At 52.3% G+C, this 18218-nt stretch carries 11 protein-coding genes, 3 tRNA genes and 3 rRNA genes; 12 read left to right on the top strand and 5 right to left on the bottom strand.

The features are described from left to right. Positions 1–6 precede the first annotated feature (6 nt). The 3 genes from ccsB to H7A79_RS00325 form a co-directional block, all read right to left on the bottom strand. Positions 7–1203 (bottom strand): c-type cytochrome biogenesis protein CcsB, encoded by a 1197-nt coding sequence (gene ccsB / locus H7A79_RS00315; protein ID WP_187000718.1) that lies wholly within the window; start codon positions 1201–1203, stop codon positions 7–9. A gap of 71 nt (positions 1204–1274) precedes the next feature. Then, the gene (locus H7A79_RS00320; RefSeq protein ID WP_187001574.1) at positions 1275–3230 is read right to left on the bottom strand and encodes a cytochrome c biogenesis protein ResB; all 1956 of its coding nucleotides are present in this window, start codon (positions 3228–3230) and stop codon (positions 1275–1277) included. A 560-nt stretch (positions 3231–3790) separates the two neighbouring features. After that, on the bottom strand, positions 3791–4417 hold the full coding sequence (locus tag H7A79_RS00325) for a c-type cytochrome (RefSeq protein ID WP_187000719.1): 627 nt from the start codon (positions 4415–4417) through the stop codon (positions 3791–3793). A gap of 141 nt (positions 4418–4558) precedes the next feature. Here H7A79_RS00325 and yihA point away from each other — a divergent pair, with 141 nt between their 5' ends. From yihA to H7A79_RS00345, 4 genes are all read left to right on the top strand, one after another. After that, positions 4559–5179, top strand: coding sequence for a ribosome biogenesis GTP-binding protein YihA/YsxC (gene yihA, locus H7A79_RS00330; protein WP_187000720.1), 621 nt, complete (start codon positions 4559–4561; stop codon positions 5177–5179). A 128-nt stretch (positions 5180–5307) separates the two neighbouring features. Continuing rightward, entirely contained in the window at positions 5308–5868 is a 561-nt protein-coding gene (locus H7A79_RS00335) for a DNA-3-methyladenine glycosylase I (protein WP_135035026.1), read from the top strand. A gap of 162 nt (positions 5869–6030) precedes the next feature. Next, complete coding sequence (locus H7A79_RS00340; protein WP_187000721.1) at positions 6031–6192, top strand: hypothetical protein; 162 nt, start codon at positions 6031–6033, stop codon at positions 6190–6192. Between the two features lie 40 nt (positions 6193–6232). Next, the gene (locus H7A79_RS00345; RefSeq protein ID WP_187000722.1) at positions 6233–6379 is read left to right on the top strand and encodes a hypothetical protein; all 147 of its coding nucleotides are present in this window, start codon (positions 6233–6235) and stop codon (positions 6377–6379) included. A gap of 178 nt (positions 6380–6557) precedes the next feature. Here the strand turns inward: H7A79_RS00345 and dnaE are convergent, their stop codons facing one another. Next, positions 6558–9992 (bottom strand): DNA polymerase III subunit alpha, encoded by a 3435-nt coding sequence (gene dnaE, locus H7A79_RS00350; RefSeq protein WP_187000723.1) that lies wholly within the window; start codon positions 9990–9992, stop codon positions 6558–6560. Between the two features lie 156 nt (positions 9993–10148). Here dnaE and H7A79_RS00355 point away from each other — a divergent pair, with 156 nt between their 5' ends. The 7 genes from H7A79_RS00355 to H7A79_RS00385 all read left to right on the top strand — a co-directional run bounded on the left by H7A79_RS00355 (position 10149) and on the right by H7A79_RS00385 (position 17049). Further along, entirely contained in the window at positions 10149–10787 is a 639-nt protein-coding gene (locus H7A79_RS00355) for an IS1595 family transposase (RefSeq protein ID WP_187000724.1), read from the top strand. Between the two features lie 361 nt (positions 10788–11148). Continuing rightward, a 16S ribosomal RNA gene (locus H7A79_RS00360) occupies positions 11149–12689 on the top strand. A gap of 115 nt (positions 12690–12804) precedes the next feature. After that, positions 12805–12881: transfer RNA gene (locus H7A79_RS00365), tRNA-Ile, on the top strand. A gap of 5 nt (positions 12882–12886) precedes the next feature. Next, positions 12887–12962 (top strand) — tRNA-Ala (locus H7A79_RS00370). 357 nt (positions 12963–13319) lie between these two features. Then, positions 13320–16203, top strand: a 23S ribosomal RNA gene (locus tag H7A79_RS00375). 150 nt (positions 16204–16353) lie between these two features. After that, a 5S ribosomal RNA gene (rrf, locus tag H7A79_RS00380) occupies positions 16354–16466 on the top strand. Together the 16S, 23S and 5S rRNA genes with 2 tRNA genes alongside form the textbook arrangement of a ribosomal RNA operon. Before the next feature lie 286 nt (positions 16467–16752). Beyond that, positions 16753–17049, top strand: coding sequence for a ComEA family DNA-binding protein (locus H7A79_RS00385; protein WP_135034493.1), 297 nt, complete (start codon positions 16753–16755; stop codon positions 17047–17049). Between the two features lie 112 nt (positions 17050–17161). On the opposite strand, the gene H7A79_RS00390 is transcribed toward H7A79_RS00385, so the two are convergent. Then, positions 17162–17476, bottom strand: coding sequence for a hypothetical protein (locus tag H7A79_RS00390; RefSeq protein ID WP_187000725.1), 315 nt, complete (start codon positions 17474–17476; stop codon positions 17162–17164). 445 nt (positions 17477–17921) lie between these two features. Between H7A79_RS00390 and H7A79_RS00395 the strand changes: the two genes are divergently transcribed. Continuing rightward, positions 17922–17998 (top strand) — tRNA-Met (locus H7A79_RS00395). Positions 17999–18218 lie beyond the last annotated feature (220 nt).

Here is an 18218-nt window from a genome sequence, read left to right on the forward strand (position 1 = left end):
CTGCCGTTACAGGGTGCCGTAGGAGTGCAGCCCGCTGAGAAACATATTCACGCCCACGAATGCAAAGGCGGTGATAAACAGGCCGATAACCGCCCACCATGCCAGCACTTTGCCGCGCCAGCCCGCTACCAGCCGCATATGCAGCCACACGGCGTAGTTGAGCCACACGATAAACGCCCAGGTTTCTTTAGGATCCCAGCTCCAGTAACGCCCCCAGGCATCGGCGGCCCACAGCGCGCCGAGTATGGTGGCAATGGTGAAAAACAGAAAGCCGACAGCGATGGCTTTATACATCACTTCTTCGATGGTTTGCGAATCGGGCAGCCAGGATTTTTTGCCGGCGTTTTCATTGCGGAGGGCCATCAGTTCGGCAATGCCGAGCATGGCGGAAATGCAGAATGCGCCGTAGCCGATAAAGTTGGCAGGCACATGGATTTTCATCCACCACGATTGCAGCGCGGGAATCAGCGGCTGGATGGTGTGCGCTTCGCGCGACAGGCTGTACCACAACACAAACACCACCACGGCAGCCATAAACGAGAGTACGAAGCCGCCGAGTTTCTGCACGGCGAATCTGCTTTCGTAATAGAGATACATCAAAGCGGTAATCACCAAAAACAGAATAAACACTTCATAAAGGTTGGAAACGGGGATGTGGCCGGCATCGGGGCGCAGCAGGTAGCTTTCGTGCCAGCGCACCAGCAGGCCGATGAAGCCTGCCAGCGCAGAAACCCAGGTGAGCACGGTGCCGATACCCAACAGCGTGTTGGTGGCGGTTTGCCGCCGGTGTGCGGTAAATGCGCCGGCGATGTAGCAAAACAGAGCCAGAAACACGGTGGCACACTGCCACATTACTGCCGACTGGCTGCTGAGAAAATATTTCAGCAAAAAGCGGTCGGCGTGGGCGATGTTGCCGCCGTAAAGCTGCACGGCTCCGTAGGCCGATAGCAGGGAGGCTGGGGTAAACCAGCGCAGCGGTTTGAAAAACCAGCCCAGCAGCACGGCTGCGGCGGCGCAGAACCACAAAATCGCCACTTCGTAAGCATCCATGCGGTGGCTGATCTGAAGTTGTGCAAACACTGCGGTTAGGGTTGCTGCCAAAGCAAACAGCCAGTCCCAAATGTTGAGGCGGCGTAAAAAAGATTTGTGGGCCAGCAGGGCGTGTCCGGATAGTTTTTCGGTGTTGTTGATGGTTTGGTTCATGGTGTGTCAAGCCTCAAGCGGTATTGTTCAGACGGCCGGCAGGGCAGCGGCCGTCTGAATAATGCTCCGTATCAATCGGTGTGTTTCAAATCGGCGGCCAGGGTTTCGAGGGCGGCCGCGTGTTTGGGAAACTCTTTCTGTAAATCGCGTTCGTTGCGCGAGGACGACATCGAAAAGCGTATGCCGTCTTTATCGAATAATACCCATGCGCGCTTTTCGCGGATGTAAAACATAAATACCGTGCCCAAAACCAGCAGCACCGAGCCGAGATAAACCAGCGATGCACCGGGTGCGCGGGTCATCTGCAGCCCGGAGGAGCGCACTTCTTTATAGCCGTCCAGCTGCAGCAGCACGGGGGCGGGGTATTCGGTGAGGCCGGTGTAGGCATCCATGCTGTTGAGCAGGAAGCGGTTGCGCGCTGCGCCGGGCTGCCATTCGGGCAGTTGGTAGGTTTTAATGGTGTCGTCAAGCAGAACATTCATCGCGCTATAGAGCATTTGGTAGAAAAAGCCTTGCATTTTTTCCTGTTCGGCAGGCGGGATGCTGTTTTCGAGATGGTCGTTCAGTGCCAAATAGCCGCCTTTGGCGAAAATCGCCAGCGTGTTTTCGGCGGCTTGGCTGAATACTTTGCGTATGTTTTCGGGAGCTGCGGCGGAGGAAGCCGCAATCACGCGTTTGCGCACTTCTGGGTTGCCCAAATGCTCGCGCAGGGCCATGAAGGTGTTGATGCTGCCGCTGCCGTCCATTGGAATGCGCAGCCAGCGGTATTGCTGCTCCAGGCCTGAGCGCGTGCCGGTGATGTAGAAATAGTCTTCTTCCTGCTTCACCGGCAGCATATAGTTTTTGTATTCAACGGCCTGCCCTGCCTTGTCGCGGATACGGTACACGATAGAGGGGCCGATGTTGGTGAATTTTTTATCCTGTTTTACGCTGCGCACATCATTGACGGCCGTCTGAAAGCTCGGTTTGCCTTTTTCCCGGGGGGCACTCATGTCTTCTACATTTAACGCTGTGAATTGGTCGAACTCCAAGCGGTATTGTTTGTTGCCCAGGTTGAGCGGGAAGGCATTCATCGATACGGCATCCATTTGGGCCGGCGTGCGGCTGCGGCTGCCGAGATTCCAAACCTTGAATTTCAAGTTGGAACCGCCATCGGCAAAGCTGGCCTGATAGATGGTGATGCCGTCAATTGTGAGCGGGTGGTTGACGCGTATGGTTTTTTCGGTTTTGCCGCCGCCGGCTTTGCCGGTTATCACCAAATCGCTGGCAAAGTCTTTGGGCATACCGGTGTCGTAGAAGTCGATATGGAATTTTTTCAATTCAACGCTGAAGGGCAAATCCTGCACCAGCATACCTTTGTCGGCATTTAAAAACACCACGTCGGCGCTTTGGCCTTCGGTGATGTTTACATTGCCGCGAAACGAAATATTGCCGCTGCCCAAAATGCTTTCGGGTTGGAAATCTTTGGCAAACACAGAGTGGTTGTCCGGCACGATTTTGCCGGTGATGATGCCGGCTTTGAGCAGCAGGTTGCTGTCTATCAGACCGCCCAGGCAGATAACGATGATGGAGGCGTGGGCGAAAATATAGCCCCATTTGTTTATTGCCCCTTTTTTCGCGGCCACCAGCACCGAGCCGTCTTCACGCTCGGCGGTTCTGCTGCTGAAACCCTGCACGCTTAAATAGCGTGCGGCGGTTTCGGGGGAAAGCCCGCTGCCGATCAGCGCGGTATGCTTCATTGCTGCCAGCGATTTTTTGCCTGCATGGATGCGGAACGACTTCATTTCGCGCACAAACGGCGGAATGTTGCGCCACAGGCACAGGCCGGTTGAAAGTACCAGAAAAATCATAATCAGCACGAACCAGGCCGAGGCATACACATCGTATAACCCCAAAAAGCCGAAGATTTCCGACCAAAACGGGCCGAATTTCACCACATAGTCAGTAGGCTGCTGGTTTTGCTGCAATACGGTGCCGATAATCGATGCCACGCCCAAAAGGCTGAGCAGGGCAACGGCAAAGCGCATGGAGCTTAAAAAAGCAAACCACGGCCTGCGGATGAGCGGGGTGGAAGAGCGGGGTTTTGCCATAAGGTTATCATGTTGATTATCAGGGTTTGATGCCCGGAAAGTGCCGCACCTGTGCCTGAGGCCGTCTGAAACCGGTGAGGGCAGATAAAAACAGGGTGGGGCATTTCCTTGCAACAGGTCGGGGTATATTTTGTTTAAACCAAGGATTGTGTGCCGGCTTTATGTTGCGGTCGGAAAAGCCGCCGTATTTTACAATAATGCGGCAGTAAAAATTTTATTTTCTCGGCAATGCCGGTTATGGCACCAGGAAAAGTTTGTCGGGCCGCTGCAATCATGGTCATTCCCGCCCGCCGCACCGGCAGTGTCTCAAGTGTTTGCATGCTGTTTGTCAAATGTGGGTTTGCGACCGTCTGAAGCAGCGTAAAACCCAAAAGTTTGGTGTCGCAGCCCGAAAAACAATGCACAGATGCCTTGTGCAGGCAGCCGCTGCGTCAAACAGGCAACCAAAGGCCGTCTGAATATTCTTCAGACGGCCTTTGGCCGGCGGCAGCCCTTAATCAATGCAGGCCTTGAATAAAGTTGGCTACTGCATTGAGCTCTTCATCAGACATCCGTGCCGCTATATCGGCCATGATGGCATTGCTGCGCTGGCCGGATTGGTATGCCTTCATTTGGGTAACAATATAATCTTTGTGCTGGCCGCCCAGGCGCGGATAGGCGGCAATATCGGAACCACCCCCGGGAATGCCCGCCCCGTTGGGGCCGTGGCAGGCCATGCAGGCGGGGATTTTTTTATCTGCCAATCCGCCGCGGAAAATTTTGGCACCCAATTCCGGGTTGTCTTTCGGATTGGCCTCGCCCGGTTTGGGAAACTGCGCGGCATAAAAAGCCGACACATCGCGCATATCCTGCTCCGACAAAGCTGCAACCATCGGAGCCATGGCTGCCGAAGCACCTGTTGTGCGCTTGCCTTCTTTGATGGCCTTGGTTTGTACAAACAGATAATGGGCGTGTTGTGCCGACAGTTTCGGATACATGGCGATACCGCTGTTGCCGTCGGCAGCGTGGCAGGCTGCGCAGATATTGGTTGCGATTTCTTTGCCTTTGGCAAGATCTGCCTTCGGCGCCGCCGTTACCGCACCTGCGGCCAAAGCAGCCAGCGCCAACAAGGTCAAACGTTTCATGGAGTGCTCCTGAATAATGGCACAGCGGCGTGCGCCGCCCCAGCCCTTTACGATACTCAATACGGGTGTGCTGCCACCCGACCAAACCGATAAATTCTTAATCGTGGTATTCTATACCAAATTCACACAATTTTACCAGTTATGAACCTATTTCAAAACGCAAAATTCTTCACCACGGTCAATCATTTGAAAGATTTGCCCGCAACGCCTGCCGAAATTGCTTTTGCAGGCCGCAGCAATGCGGGCAAATCCAGCGCCATCAACACGCTGACCAACCATGTGCGGCTGGCTTATGTGTCGAAAACGCCCGGCCGCACCCAGCATATTAATTTTTTCGAGCTGGCAAACGGCGGTTTTATGGTGGATTTGCCGGGTTACGGTTATGCACAAGTGCCCGAAGCCGTGCGTGCGCATTGGGTGGAACTGCTCGGTGATTACCTGCAGCAGCGCAGGCAGCTTATCGGCCTGGTGCTGATTATGGATGCCCGCCACCCGCTCAAAGCCTTGGATATCCGGATGCTGGACTTCTTCCACACCACTGGCCGGCCGGTGCATATTTTACTTTCGAAAGCCGATAAATTATCCAAAAACGACCAAATCAAAACTTTGAGCGCAGTCAAGAAAATGCTCCAACCATATGCACAGCGCCAGCAGATTAGCGTCCAGCTTTTTTCGAGCTTGAAAAAGCAGGGCGTGGAAGAGGTAAACGAAGTGGTAGACGCATGGTTTTGCAAAGAGGCTCAGACAGAAGGGGGCGACTGAGGCGGCTGATTTGTGCGTTTTACGGCACTTGGCGGGCCGGTAGCCCAAATCGGTGTCGGTTTTTTTCCGCCTGCTTGGGTTTGCGGGCACCGTGTATCCGTTATCGATAACAGAAAGGCCGTCTGAAAATGAATTATTGCGAATTTTGCAATGCGCTACCCGAGAGCAGCGTGAATCCCAATAGGGTTTACCATGCCGAAGCCTACGGTTTTCCGATTGAAAGCGACAACGAGCTGTTTGGGCGGCTGGTGTTGGAAATCAATCAGGCGGGGCTGAGCTGGACGACCATTTTAAACAAGCAGGCGGCTTTTCAGACGGCCTATTCGGGTTTCGATATCGCCTCGGTTGCAGCCTACACCGAAACCGACCGCAAACGTTTGCTCGCCGATGCCGGCATTGTCCGCAACCGTTTGAAAATCAACGCGGTCATTGACAACGCACAGCAGATTTTGTGTTTGCAGCAGGAATACGGTTCGTTTAAAAACTGGCTCGATGCCCACCATCCGCTGCCTTTGGCACAATGGGTGAAGCTGTTCAAACGGCATTTCAAATTTGTCGGCAGCGAGATTGTGAACGAGTTTCTGATGAGTACGGGCTATCTGAAGGGTGCGCATGCCGAGGATTGCCCGGTTTATGATAAGATATTGGCGCAAAAGCCGAAATGGGCGCAGAATCCGGACCATGTTTAACCGTGCTTTAATTATCTGCACCTGCAGCGCTTTTGCCCGCCAATCCGGTTTGATGGTGTGTACGGCCACTCTCCCGATTTTTTATTGCGCCTTGCCGTTGTCCTAGCCGGCGTGTTTGTTTTTTGCGGGTGTATTCTGTACAGGCAGCGTTGCCGTGCGGGTATGCGATTTGAGGCCGGCGAAGTGCAGGCGGGCTTGGCGGCAGTGTTCGGCGTGGCACCGATGTCGCCGTTTATGGGTATACTTTCGGACACTCTCGGGCACAAGGTGTTTATTGTCCGCTCGATGCCGTTTCCCGGCATACCTGCCTCACGCTGGCAATAGCGGAAAGATGATGTTTTACTGCTTTTTGCAAGGCTTGGCAGTGCTGGAGATTATTGTTGTGTTGATTGCTTATATCGGTGAAGAGTTTGGCCGCAAAACGATGGCGCGGCGGATATTGCTTTATGTGGCCGACACGGTGTTGGGCGGTTTTCCGAGCTGGTTCTTGCCCAGCTATTTGAGCAAGTAGGCTGGCGTGCGGTGTTTTATGTGATGACAGCACTGAGTTTTGCGGGAGCTGTTTGTATGGCAGAGGTTGCTTCCATGCAGCTTGTGTCTAAACCGCATTTTCAGACGGTCTTGCTGCACTCTGGGAATATTTTTACTGGTGTTTGTGTTGCTCGGTTTCTGTTTCTGTTTCGGAGTTTCTACCAGTTTACCCTGACTGCGCGGGTGCCCAGCAGGTTTTCCAGTGCATCGAAGAGCTCTGCCCCCGGCGTTACCGCCCATTTCGGAGCAGGGCGTAATTCGCCGTATGCGGTATCGTTGCTGTAGGCGAGACGTAGCGGGATGTGGGCGGTGTCGGGCAGGTGGCGGGCGGCTAAGAGCTCTGCTAACTGTGCGATGTTGTGGTGTGGGGCCAGGTGCAGGCTCAGGCTGCGGGCATAGCGTTCGCGGGCGGTTTGCAGCGTCATCACTTGGTTGGCAATGATGCGCAGGGTGTCGCCGCCGTTGTAGTCGTCGCGGCTGATTTTGCATTCCATAATCAACACTTGGTCGGCTTTCAGACGGCCTGCGTTTTCTTCCAGCACTTGCCCGGTTACCATCACTTCGATTTGCGCGCTTTGGTCTTCGAGCGTTACGAAAGCGATTTTGCCGCGCTTGCCCATCATGGTGCGCACGGCGGTGGCAAAGCCGGCCACGCGTGTGTTGTCTTGCGGTTTCAGACGGCCCAGGCGGGTGGGTGCGATTTGGCGCACTTCTTGGGCATAAGGGCCGAAGGGGTGGCCGGAAAGGTAAAAGCCGATAACGGTTTTTTCTTCGGCGAGTTTTTCTGATTCGCTCCATGCGGGGGTGTCGGCCAGCTCGATGGCGGCGATGGCGTCTTCCATCATGTCGAACAGCCCCCCTTGGTTGGCGTTGGCGGCTTTTTGCTCGGCGTGGTTCATGGCCAGGTCGATATTGGCCAGCAGCATGGCTCGGTTTGGTTCGATGCTGTCGAATGCGCCGCCGCGTATCAGGGCTTCGAGAGTGCGGCGGTTGATGTGTTCTTTGCTAACGCGTTCGCAAAAATCGAGCAGGCTGCTGAAGCCGCCGCCTTGCCTGCGGGCTTCGATAATCGAGGCTACCGCGCTTTCGCCTGTGCCTTTGATGGCGCCGAGGGCATAGCGGATTTGTTTTTGGCTGTTCGGCGTAAACAGATAGTCGGATTGGTTGATGTCGGGCGGCAGAAAGCTGATGCCGTTGGCGCGGGCATCGTCATAAAAATGTTTGAGCTGGTCGGTGTTGTCTAGCTCGCTTGACATGGTGGCGGCCATAAATTCGGCAGGATAGTGCGCTTTGAGCCAGGCGGTTTGGTAGGAAATCAGCGCGTAGGCAGCAGCGTGGGATTTGTTGAAGCCGTAGCCTGCGAATTTTTCCATATAGTCGAAAATTTCATTGGCTTTTTGGCGCGGGATGTTTTTTTCTTCTGCGCCTTTGGCGAAAATCTCGCGGTGTTCGGCCATTTCTTCGGGCTTTTTCTTGCCCATGGCACGGCGCAGCAGGTCGGCACCGCCCAGTGAGTAGCCGCCGATTATTTGGGCGGCCTGCATCACCTGCTCCTGATATACCATAATGCCGTAGGTGGGCTCCAGCACAGGCTCGAGCAGTGGGTGGATATATTCGAAGGCCTGCCCTTTCATGCGCGCTACAAAATCGGGAATGTTGTCCATCGGGCCGGGGCGGTAGAGCGACACAAATGCAATCAGTTCTTCAAATTTGGTAGTGTGTGCCGTTTTCAGCATTTTTTTCATGCCCGTTGATTCAAACTGAAATACGGCGGTGGTGTTGGCATCGCGGAAAATCTGATAGGCAGCCTGGTCATCGAGCGCGATATTGTGGACATTCACGCTTTCACCGGTGGTGTTTCTGATGTTTTCCTGCGCCATTTCGATAATGGTGAGGTTGCGCAAGCCGAGAAAGTCGAATTTTACCAGTCCAATATCTTCCACGTCGCCTTTGTCATACATCGACACCGGCGAAGCAGATTCTTCGGCTTGGTAAACCGGGCTGAAATCGGAAATTTTGCCCGGTGCAATCAATACGCCGCCGGCGTGCATGCCGAGACCGCGGGTGAGGTCTTCCAGTTTTTTGGCTAAATCAATGAGCTCGCCTGCGTCTTCGTTTTCAATCAGCTGCTTGATTTCCGGCTCCATTTCCATAGCCCTGTCCAGGCTTACGGGGCGGTTGGTTTCGAGCGGAATCAGCTTCGAGAGGCGGTCGCACAGGCCGAAGGGCAGTTCCAGCACGCGCCCCACATCGCGAATCACTGCTTTTGAAGACATGGTGCCGAAGGTAACAATCTGACTCACCGCCTCTGCGCCGTATTTTTCGCGTACATATTCAATCACCCTGCCGCGGTTGCTTTGGCAGAAATCAATATCGAAGTCGGGCATAGACACGCGTTCGGGGTTGAGGAAACGCTCAAACAGCAGCGCGTATTTCAGCGGATCGAGATCGGTGATTTTCAATGCGTAGGCCACCAGTGAACCTGCACCCGAACCGCGCCCCGGCCCCACTGGGCAGCCGTTGTTTTTTGCCCAGTTGATAAAGTCCTGCACGATAAGAAAATAGCCCGAAAACCCCATTTGAATGATGATTTTCAGCTCAAAATCCAAACGCGCCCGGTATTCGGGCATTTTTTCGGCACGCTCCGCCTCATCGGGGTAAAGCTGAAGCATACGTTCCCGCAAGCCCTCGTTGGAAAGCTGCACCAAATAATCTTCCAGCGATATGCCGTTGGGTGTGGGAAACAGCGGCAGGAAATTTTTGCCCAGCGTGAGTGTGAGATTACAGCGTTTGGCGATTTCCACCGTGTTTTGCAGGGCTTCCGGCAGATCGGCAAACCGTTCTGCCATCACTTCGGGCGGTACAAAAAACTGACTGGGCGAAAATTCGTGCGGGCGTTTTGGGTCTGCCAATACCCAGCCGCCGGCAATGCATATCCGTGCTTCGTGCGCCTGAAAATCTTCGCCGTTTAAAAACTGTACCGGGTGGGTTGCCACAATAGGCAGATCAAGTTCGCCGGCAATTTTCACACTGCCCGCCACCGCAATCTCCCATTTAGGTTGTTCGGGCAGTCGTTGCAATTCCAAATAAAATGCATTCGGAAACCAGGCTGCATATTTCTGTGCGGCCTCCCTCGCCGCTTCGGGGCGGCCGTCCATAAAATGCACACCCACCTCGCCGTAATGCGCACCCGATAAGCAGATCAAGCCGGCATTGCTGCCCGCAGCCAACCATTCCTGACGCAGCTGAGCATAATCAGGGTTACGGTCTTCGCCTACATAGGCAGCCGTGAGCAGCTCGCTCAAACGCCGGTAGCCTTCATCATTTTGTGCAATCAAAACCGCCCTGAAAGGTTTGCCGTCTGCATCGGGGTTCTCAACCCAAACATCGGCTGCCATCACAGGCTTAATGCCTGCACTGCGGCAGGCTTTATAAAACTTCACCAAGCCGAAAGTGTTCATCAAATCACTGATTCCCAATGCAGGAATGCCGTTGGCTGCAGCTTTTTTGACAACATCTTTAATACGTACTGTTCCATCAGTAATGGAAAACTCGGTATGCAGGCGCAGGGGGATGTAAATAGGCTCGGTCATGGAGATGGATAATAATAGGGAAAACCAAAGATATTGTAGCAGGTTTGTTTGATTAGCTGGGTCGGCATTGTTTCAGTGTTTTATCTCAGTGTTTCAAAAATATTGGGGCTGTACTAGATAACTAGGGAAATTTAACTTCAGGTTAGAATAATCCCTATGAGAAAAAGTCGTTTAAGTCAGTACAAGCAAAACAAACTGATTGAACTATTTGTTGCAGGTGTTACCGCCCGCACAGCGGCGCAATTAGTTAGCGTCAATAAAAATACCGCTGCCTATTACTTCCACCGTTTGCGCTTACTTATCTATCACAACAGCCCGCATCTGGAAATGCTTGATGGTGAAGTAGAAGTTGATGAAAGCTATTTTGGCGGACAACGCAAAGGCAAACGTGGTCGCGGTGCGGCTGGCAAAGTGGCTGTATTCGGGCTTTTGAAGCGTAATGGTAAGGTTTACACCGTTGCCGTACCCAATACACAAACTGCGACTTTATTGCCAATTATCCGCGAGCAAGTGAAGCCTGATAGCATTGTTTATACCGATTGTTACAAAAGTTATGACGTTCTTGATGTGAGCGAATTTTCACATTTTCGGATCAATCACAGCACACATTTTGCTGAGCGACAAAATCACATTAACGGAATTGAGAACTTTTGGAACCAAGCAAAACGCCATTTACGCAAGTTTAACGGCATTCCCAAAGAGCATTTTGAACTGTATTTGAAAGAGTGTGAATGGCGTTTTAACAACAGTGAGATAAAATTTCAAATTTCTATTTTAAAACAATTAGTAAAGTAGGATTTGTTCTAGTTATCTAGGACAGCCCTAAAATATTTTATAGGCCGTCTGAAAGCGGTTTTTTCGGGTTGAGAGTGTTGTTTTTTGAGGGGGGTGTTGGATAAAGTGGGGGTGTGTTGAATAAAATATTCAAGTAAAACATTTTGTTGTAATTTTTTTGTATTGATTTTTTGTATATTGTGTTGACGGTTGGAGTTGGGGTTGTGTATAGTTCGCTTTCTGCTCCGGTGTCGGAGCTGTTCTTTAACAACACAGATTACCGATAAGTGTGGGTGCCTTAGGCCCTGCACTGCGTAGAGACAGACAAGGAACAGACTTGTCGGTTTCTTTGAAGCAGACCAGAAGTTTTAAGTTAGAGATTGAACATAAGAGTTTGATCCTGGCTCAGATTGAACGCTGGCGGCATGCTTTACACATGCAAGTCGGACGGCAGCGGGGGAGTGCTTGCACTTCTGCCGGCGAGTGGCGAACGGGTGAGTAATGCATCGGAACGTACCGGGTAGTGGGGGATAACTGTCCGAAAGGGCGGCTAATACCGCATACACTTTGAGAAGGAAAGCGGGGGACTTTACGGCCTCGCGCTATCTGAGCGGCCGATGTCTGATTAGCTGGTTGGTGGGGTAAAGGCCTACCAAGGCGACGATCAGTAGCGGGTCTGAGAGGATGATCCGCCACACTGGGACTGAGACACGGCCCAGACTCCTACGGGAGGCAGCAGTGGGGAATTTTGGACAATGGGGGCAACCCTGATCCAGCCATGCCGCGTGTCTGAAGAAGGCCTTCGGGTTGTAAAGGACTTTTGTCGGGGAAGAAAAGGTGGTTGCTAATATCAACTGCTGATGACGGTACCTGAAGAATAAGCACCGGCTAACTACGTGCCAGCAGCCGCGGTAATACGTAGGGTGCGAGCGTTAATCGGAATTACTGGGCGTAAAGCGGGCGCAGACGGTTACTTAAGCAGGATGTGAAATCCCCGGGCTTAACCTGGGAACTGCGTTCTGAACTGGGTAGCTGGAGTATGTCAGAGGGGGGTAGAATTCCACGTGTAGCAGTGAAATGCGTAGAGATGTGGAGGAATACCGATGGCGAAGGCAGCCCCCTGGGACAATACTGACGTTCATGCCCGAAAGCGTGGGTAGCAAACAGGATTAGATACCCTGGTAGTCCACGCCCTAAACGATGTCGATTAGCTGTTGGGGCACTTGATGCCTTAGTAGCGTAGCTAACGCGTGAAATCGACCGCCTGGGGAGTACGGTCGCAAGATTAAAACTCAAAGGAATTGACGGGGACCCGCACAAGCGGTGGATGATGTGGATTAATTCGATGCAACGCGAAGAACCTTACCTGGTTTTGACATGTACGGAACCTTTCGGAGACGGAAGGGTGCCTTCGGGAGCCGTAACACAGGTGCTGCATGGCTGTCGTCAGCTCGTGTCGTGAGATGTTGGGTTAAGTCCCGCAACGAGCGCAACCCTTGTCATTAGTTGCCATCATTTGGTTGGGCACTCTAATGAGACTGCCGGTGACAAGCCGGAGGAAGGTGGGGATGACGTCAAGTCCTCATGGCCCTTATGACCAGGGCTTCACACGTCATACAATGGTCGGTACAGAGGGTAGCCAAGCCGCGAGGCGGAGCCAATCCTATAAAACCGATCGTAGTCCGGATTGCACTCTGCAACTCGAGTGCATGAAGTCGGAATCGCTAGTAATCGCAGGTCAGCATACTGCGGTGAATACGTTCCCGGGTCTTGTACACACCGCCCGTCACACCATGGGAGTGGGGGATACCAGAAGTAGGCAGGCTAACCGCGAGGAGGCCGCTTACCACGGTATGCTTCATGACTGGGGTGAAGTCGTAACAAGGTAGCCGTAGGGGAACCTGCGGCTGGATCACCTCCTTTCTAGAGAAAAGAAGAGGGTTTGGGGCATCCACACTTATCGGTGAACTGTGGCATTGAAGATGCGGTTAAAGGTTTCGGAGGGCAGGCGCAATGTTTGTTGTCCGTAACGGGGCCTGGGTTTGTAGCTCAGCTGGTTAGAGCACACGCTTGATAAGCGTGGGGTCGGAGGTTCAAGTCCTCCCAGACCCACCATGATTGGGGGCATAGCTCAGTTGGTAGAGCACCTGCTTTGCAAGCAGGGGGTCATCGGTTCGATCCCGTTTGCCTCCACCAAAACAGTGCAAATGAAAGCGGATTGTAAAGTTTGCTTTGATTTGCGTTGTTGGGAACAAACATTCCCGATACCGCATTGTTCTTTAACAAATTGGAAAGCCGAAATCAACAAACAAAGACAAAGTTGGTCGGATTTGACTCGGGCATCTGCAAGATGCCGGGGTTTGGGCGGTTGAGGCCGTCTGAAAAGAATCCGGCCGCAGTATTTGGGTGATGATTGTATCGACCGTATCCTGAAAGACAAAAGGCAGGATATGGTACACAACAAAGCAGTAAGCTTTATCAGATTAGGGAATCTAAGCAGGATTGGTAGTCAACGCCGGTTACTGCGAAGTCGGAAGGTTCTTCAAATGATAGAGTCAAGTGAATAAGTGCATCAGGTGGATGCCTTGGCGATGATAGGCGAAGAAGGACGTGTAAGCCTGCGAAAAGCGCGGGGGAGCCGGCAATAAGGCTGAGATCCCGCGATGTCCGAATGGGGAAACCCACTTAGTTTACTAAGTATCCCGGAGTGAATACATAGCTCCGGAGAGGCGAACCCGGAGAACTGAACCATCTAAGTACCCGGAGGAAAAGAAATCAACCGAGATTCCGCAAGTAGTGGCGAGCGAACGCGGAGGAGCCTGTATACGATAGCCGTTGGGATAGAAGAATGACTTGGAAAAGTCAGCCATAGCGGGTGATAGCCCCGTATTCGAAATCCGAATGGTGGTACTGGGTATACGACAAGTAGGGCGGGACACGAGAAATCCTGTCTGAAGACGGGGGGACCATCCTCCAAGGCTAAATACTCATCATCGACCGATAGTGAACCAGTACCGTGAGGGAAAGGCGAAAAGAACCCCGGGAGGGGAGTGAAACAGAACCTGAAACCTGATGCATACAAACAGTGGGAGCCCTTTTGGGGTGACTGCGTACCTTTTGTATAATGGGTCAACGACTTACATTCAGTAGCGAGCTTAACCGGATAGGGGAGGCGCAGGGAAACCGAGTCTTAACAGGGCGCAGAGTTGCTGGGTGTAGACCCGAAACCGAGTGATCTATCCATGGCCAGGATGAAGGTGCCGTAACAGGTACTGGAGGTCCGAACCCACGCATGTTGCAAAATGCGGGGATGAGCTGTGGATAGGGGTGAAAGGCTAAACAAACTCGGAGATAGCTGGTTCTCCCCGAAAACTATTTAGGTAGTGCCTCATGTATCACTTCCGGGGGTAAAGCACTGTTATGGCTAGGGGGTCATTGCGACTTACCAACCCATGGCAAACTAAGAATACCGGAAAGTGCAATCATGGGAGACAGACAGCGGGTGCTAACGTCCGTTGTCGAGAGGGAAACAACCCAGACCGCCAGCTAAGGTCCCCAATGACAGATTAAGTGGTAAACGAAGTGGGAAGGCCCAGACAGCCAGGATGTTGGCTTAGAAGCAGCCATCATTTAAAGAAAGCGTAATAGCTCACTGGTCGAGTCGTCCTGCGCGGAAGATGTAACGGGGCTCAAATCTGTAACCGAAGCTGCGGATGCGCCTGGCGCATGGTAGGGGAGCGTTCTGTAGGCCGTAGAAGGTGTGCTGTAAAGCATGCTGGAGGTATCAGAAGTGCGAATGTTGACATGAGTAGCGATAAAGCGGGTGAAAAGCCCGCTCGCCGAAAGCCCAAGGTTTCCTACGCAACGTTCATCGGCGTAGGGTGAGTCGGCCCCTAAGGCGAGGCAGAAATGCGTAGTCGATGGGAAACGGGTTAATATTCCCGTACTTTGATTCAATGCGATGTGGGGACGGAGAAGGTTAGGTTGGCAAACTGTTGGAATAGTTTGTTTAAGCCGGTAGGTGGAGTGTTCAGGCAAATCCGGGCGCTCAAAACACCGAGAAGTGACGACGAGTATCTACGGATACGAAGCAACCGATACCACGCTTCCAGGAAAAGCCGCTAAGCTTCAGTTGGATCAGAACCGTACCGCAAACCGACACAGGTGGGCAGGATGAGAATTCTAAGGCGCTTGAGAGAACTCGGGAGAAGGAACTCGGCAAATTGATACCGTAACTTCGGGAGAAGGTATGCCCTCTGATGTTAAGCCCTTGCGGTGTAAGCATTGGAGGGTCGCAGAGAATCGGTGGCTGCGACTGTTTATTAAAAACACAGCACTCTGCCAACACGAAAGTGGACGTATAGGGTGTGACGCCTGCCCGGTGCCGGAAGGTTAATTGAAGATGTTAGCGCATCGGATCGAAGCCCCGGTAAACGGCGGCCGTAACTATAACGGTCCTAAGGTAGCGAAATTCCTTGTCGGGTAAGTTCCGACCCGCACGAATGGCGTAACGATGGCCACACTGTCTCCTCCCGAGACTCAGCGAAGTTGAAATGGTTGTGAAGATGCAATCTCCCCGCTGCTAGACGGAAAGACCCCGTGAACCTTTACTGTAGCTTTGCATTGGACTTTGAAGGCACTTGTGTAGGATAGGTGGGAGGCTGAGAAGCAAAAACGCCAGTTTTTGCGGAGCCGTCCTTGAAATACCACCCTGGTGTCTTTGAGGTTCTAACCCAGGTCCGTGATCCGGATCGGGGACCGTGCATGGTAGGCAGTTTGACTGGGGCGGTCTCCTCCCAAAGCGTAACGGAGGAGTTCGAAGGTTACCTAGGTCCGGTCGGAAATCGGACTGATAGTGCAATGGCAAAAGGTAGCTTAACTGCGAGACCGACAAGTCGAGCAGGTGCGAAAGCAGGACATAGTGATCCGGTGGTTCTGTATGGAAGGGCCATCGCTCAACGGATAAAAGGTACTCCGGGGATAACAGGCTGATTCCGCCCAAGAGTTCATATCGACGGCGGAGTTTGGCACCTCGATGTCGGCTCATCACATCCTGGGGCTGTAGTCGGTCCCAAGGGTATGGCTGTTCGCCATTTAAAGTGGTACGTGAGCTGGGTTTAAAACGTCGTGAGACAGTTTGGTCCCTATCTGCAGTGGGCGTTGGAAGTTTGACGGGGGCTGCTCCTAGTACGAGAGGACCGGAGTGGACGAACCTCTGGTGTACCGGTTGTGACGCCAGTCGCATCGCCGGGTAGCTAAGTTCGGAAGAGATAAGCGCTGAAAGCATCTAAGCGCGAAACTCGCCTGAAGATGAGACTTCCCTTGCGGCTTGACCGCACTAAAGAGCCGTTCGAGACCAGGACGTTGATAGGTGGGGTGTGGAAGCGCGGTAACGCGTGGAGCTAACCCATACTAATTGCTCGTGAGGCTTGACTCTATCATTTGAAGGACTTTGAAACATAAACAAAGCCTCAGAGATAAAGCTTACCGATGAAGATACTTCATCACCGATACTCGCAATGTTGGTTAAAGAATAAATAAGCGGAGCAAAACCTCCGTAACGGCTTTTTGATTTGTACAGTTTAAGTCTGGCGGCCATAGCGGGTTGGTCCCACGCCTTCCCATCCCGAACAGGACCGTGAAACGACCCAGCGCCGATGATAGTGTGGATACCCATGTGAAAGTAGGTCACTGCCAGACACCCCTTCAAAGCCCCCGGTACGGAAGTATCGGGGGCTTGCTTTCGGTCAGAAAACAACAAACGGGAAACGCTATAGAAGCGCAGAGATAACGGAATAAGGGAACCAATCCAAATCCCAAAAGTAAAGTGTTGCCGGACGGCAACAACAGTTACCATGGTTACCGTTTGCCGGCGGAAAAGTATTTGAAAAACGGGACCCATCGTTTATGATGAATGCAGTACCGGACAGATGAGGGAAGAAGGGCGGTACCGCCACAATATTCATTACGGAGCAAAACCATGAAACTGAAACTTTATTTATTGGGTATCTTGAGCGCGATAACCCCGACGCTGTTGCTGGCGGCGGTAAACATCAACACGGCAACGGCGGAGGAGCTGAAGGCGCTGCCGGGGATAGGGCCCTCGAAGGCTGCCGCGATAGTGGAGTACCGCAGTCAGAACGGCAGCTTTAAAAGCGTGGACGATTTGAAGAATGTGAAAGGGATAGGCGAAGGGATTCTGTCCAAGTTGAGGGAGGAAGCAACGGTAGAGGGCAAAGCAGCGGGGAAAGCGCAGCCGGCAGTGAAGAAACCGGCCAAGTAGGAGACGGGCGGCACACCGGCCTTTGTTCTGCCTGTGAACAGCTGTCTCCCAAAACAGGATCTCCCCGCTTCTCTTTCTCCCCATACGGCAGCAGCTGCCGTATGGGTTTTGTTTATCCGCAGAGTCTGCCGCGGGCAGTGCGCCGGCGCAGCAGGTACAGGACCGCCAAACGGTGCAGGCATAAACAGGCAGCGGCAGCCTGGCAGAGCGAAACGGCCAGATACCGGGGCGAATCCCAGGCAATGCCGCCGCCCTCTGCCGGCACGCTTAACGAAACAGACCATAACCAAAGAGAGGGGATGCCGAAAGCCAGTACGGCAGTCAAGCCCAGTGCGCGAAAAACGCCGACAGGGAAGTCCTGCTGCCGCAAAACGCTTTGGTTGAGTTTCAGCAAAGTCCACAAACCAAACCCGATAAGGATGGCCATACCCCCGTGTGTGGCCGCCTTGCATGAAAATGAAAAATCCACACTATAGCATTTCAGAAAAATAATGTTATAAACTGCTGATGTGACAATAGATACAATAGAATAGATCCTACTCTGTCTATACTGCTTGCAATTTTCTCTGTATAGAGAATGTAGTGGCTTACGATATTCGTACTTTTGTCATCATTTTGCACAAAGTCGCTTTTGGTTTTGGAATTTGAAACGTTGGTTGGTTGGGTATTGAAATTGTAAGTGCAACGCGCGATGCAGAGGGGGCTGGCTTTATTTACTGAAGAAATTGAAATTTGGATTAGTATGATGTGCTTAAAAATATTGCAGTTGTGCGATTTAGAAGCATTGGAAAGAAAGGGTATGGTAGTCTTGTGAACTTGATGAAAAATGATTGACATCTATTAGCTGGATAAGTTATGATTACAAATAATGACGCGGGGTGGAGCAGTATGGTAGCTCGTCGGGCTCATAACCCGAAGGTCGTAGGTTCGAATCCTGCCCCCGCAACCAAACAAATAGCGCAAGCCATTGATTTATAATGGCTTGCGCTTTTCTTATATAAGAATTCTGTAACTTTTCTGTAACAAAGTAAAAATCTCATCCCTGTATTTGCTCTGGGCTTCCCCTCCTTGTTGTATCTACTCTCCCTGCAATCTACAAAAACGTAGTTCTTCTACACTCTACTTTTTCCGCACTCTGCACTCTACACATGACGTATACACTTTTTTCT

The sequence above is a fragment of the Neisseria musculi genome (assembly GCF_014297595.2).
Lineage (GTDB): Bacteria > Pseudomonadota > Gammaproteobacteria > Burkholderiales > Neisseriaceae > Neisseria > Neisseria musculi.

Coding starts and splice junctions, on each gene's coding strand:
- dnaE (WP_187000723.1), bottom strand. CDS start 9,992: ATGACCGAGCCTATTTACATCCCCCTGCGCCTGCATACCGAGTTTTCC.
- H7A79_RS00335 (WP_135035026.1), top strand. CDS start 5,308: ATGAATTATTGCGAATTTTGCAATGCGCTACCCGAGAGCAGCGTGAAT.
- H7A79_RS00325 (WP_187000719.1), bottom strand. CDS start 4,417: ATGAAACGTTTGACCTTGTTGGCGCTGGCTGCTTTGGCCGCAGGTGCG.
- H7A79_RS00390 (WP_187000725.1), bottom strand. CDS start 17,476: ATGGCCATCCTTATCGGGTTTGGTTTGTGGACTTTGCTGAAACTCAAC.
- H7A79_RS00355 (WP_187000724.1), top strand. CDS start 10,149: ATGAGAAAAAGTCGTTTAAGTCAGTACAAGCAAAACAAACTGATTGAA.
- yihA (WP_187000720.1), top strand. CDS start 4,559: ATGAACCTATTTCAAAACGCAAAATTCTTCACCACGGTCAATCATTTG.
- H7A79_RS00320 (WP_187001574.1), bottom strand. CDS start 3,230: ATGCGCTTTGCCGTTGCCCTGCTCAGCCTTTTGGGCGTGGCATCGATT.
- ccsB (WP_187000718.1), bottom strand. CDS start 1,203: ATGAACCAAACCATCAACAACACCGAAAAACTATCCGGACACGCCCTG.
- H7A79_RS00340 (WP_187000721.1), top strand. CDS start 6,031: ATGCGATTTGAGGCCGGCGAAGTGCAGGCGGGCTTGGCGGCAGTGTTC.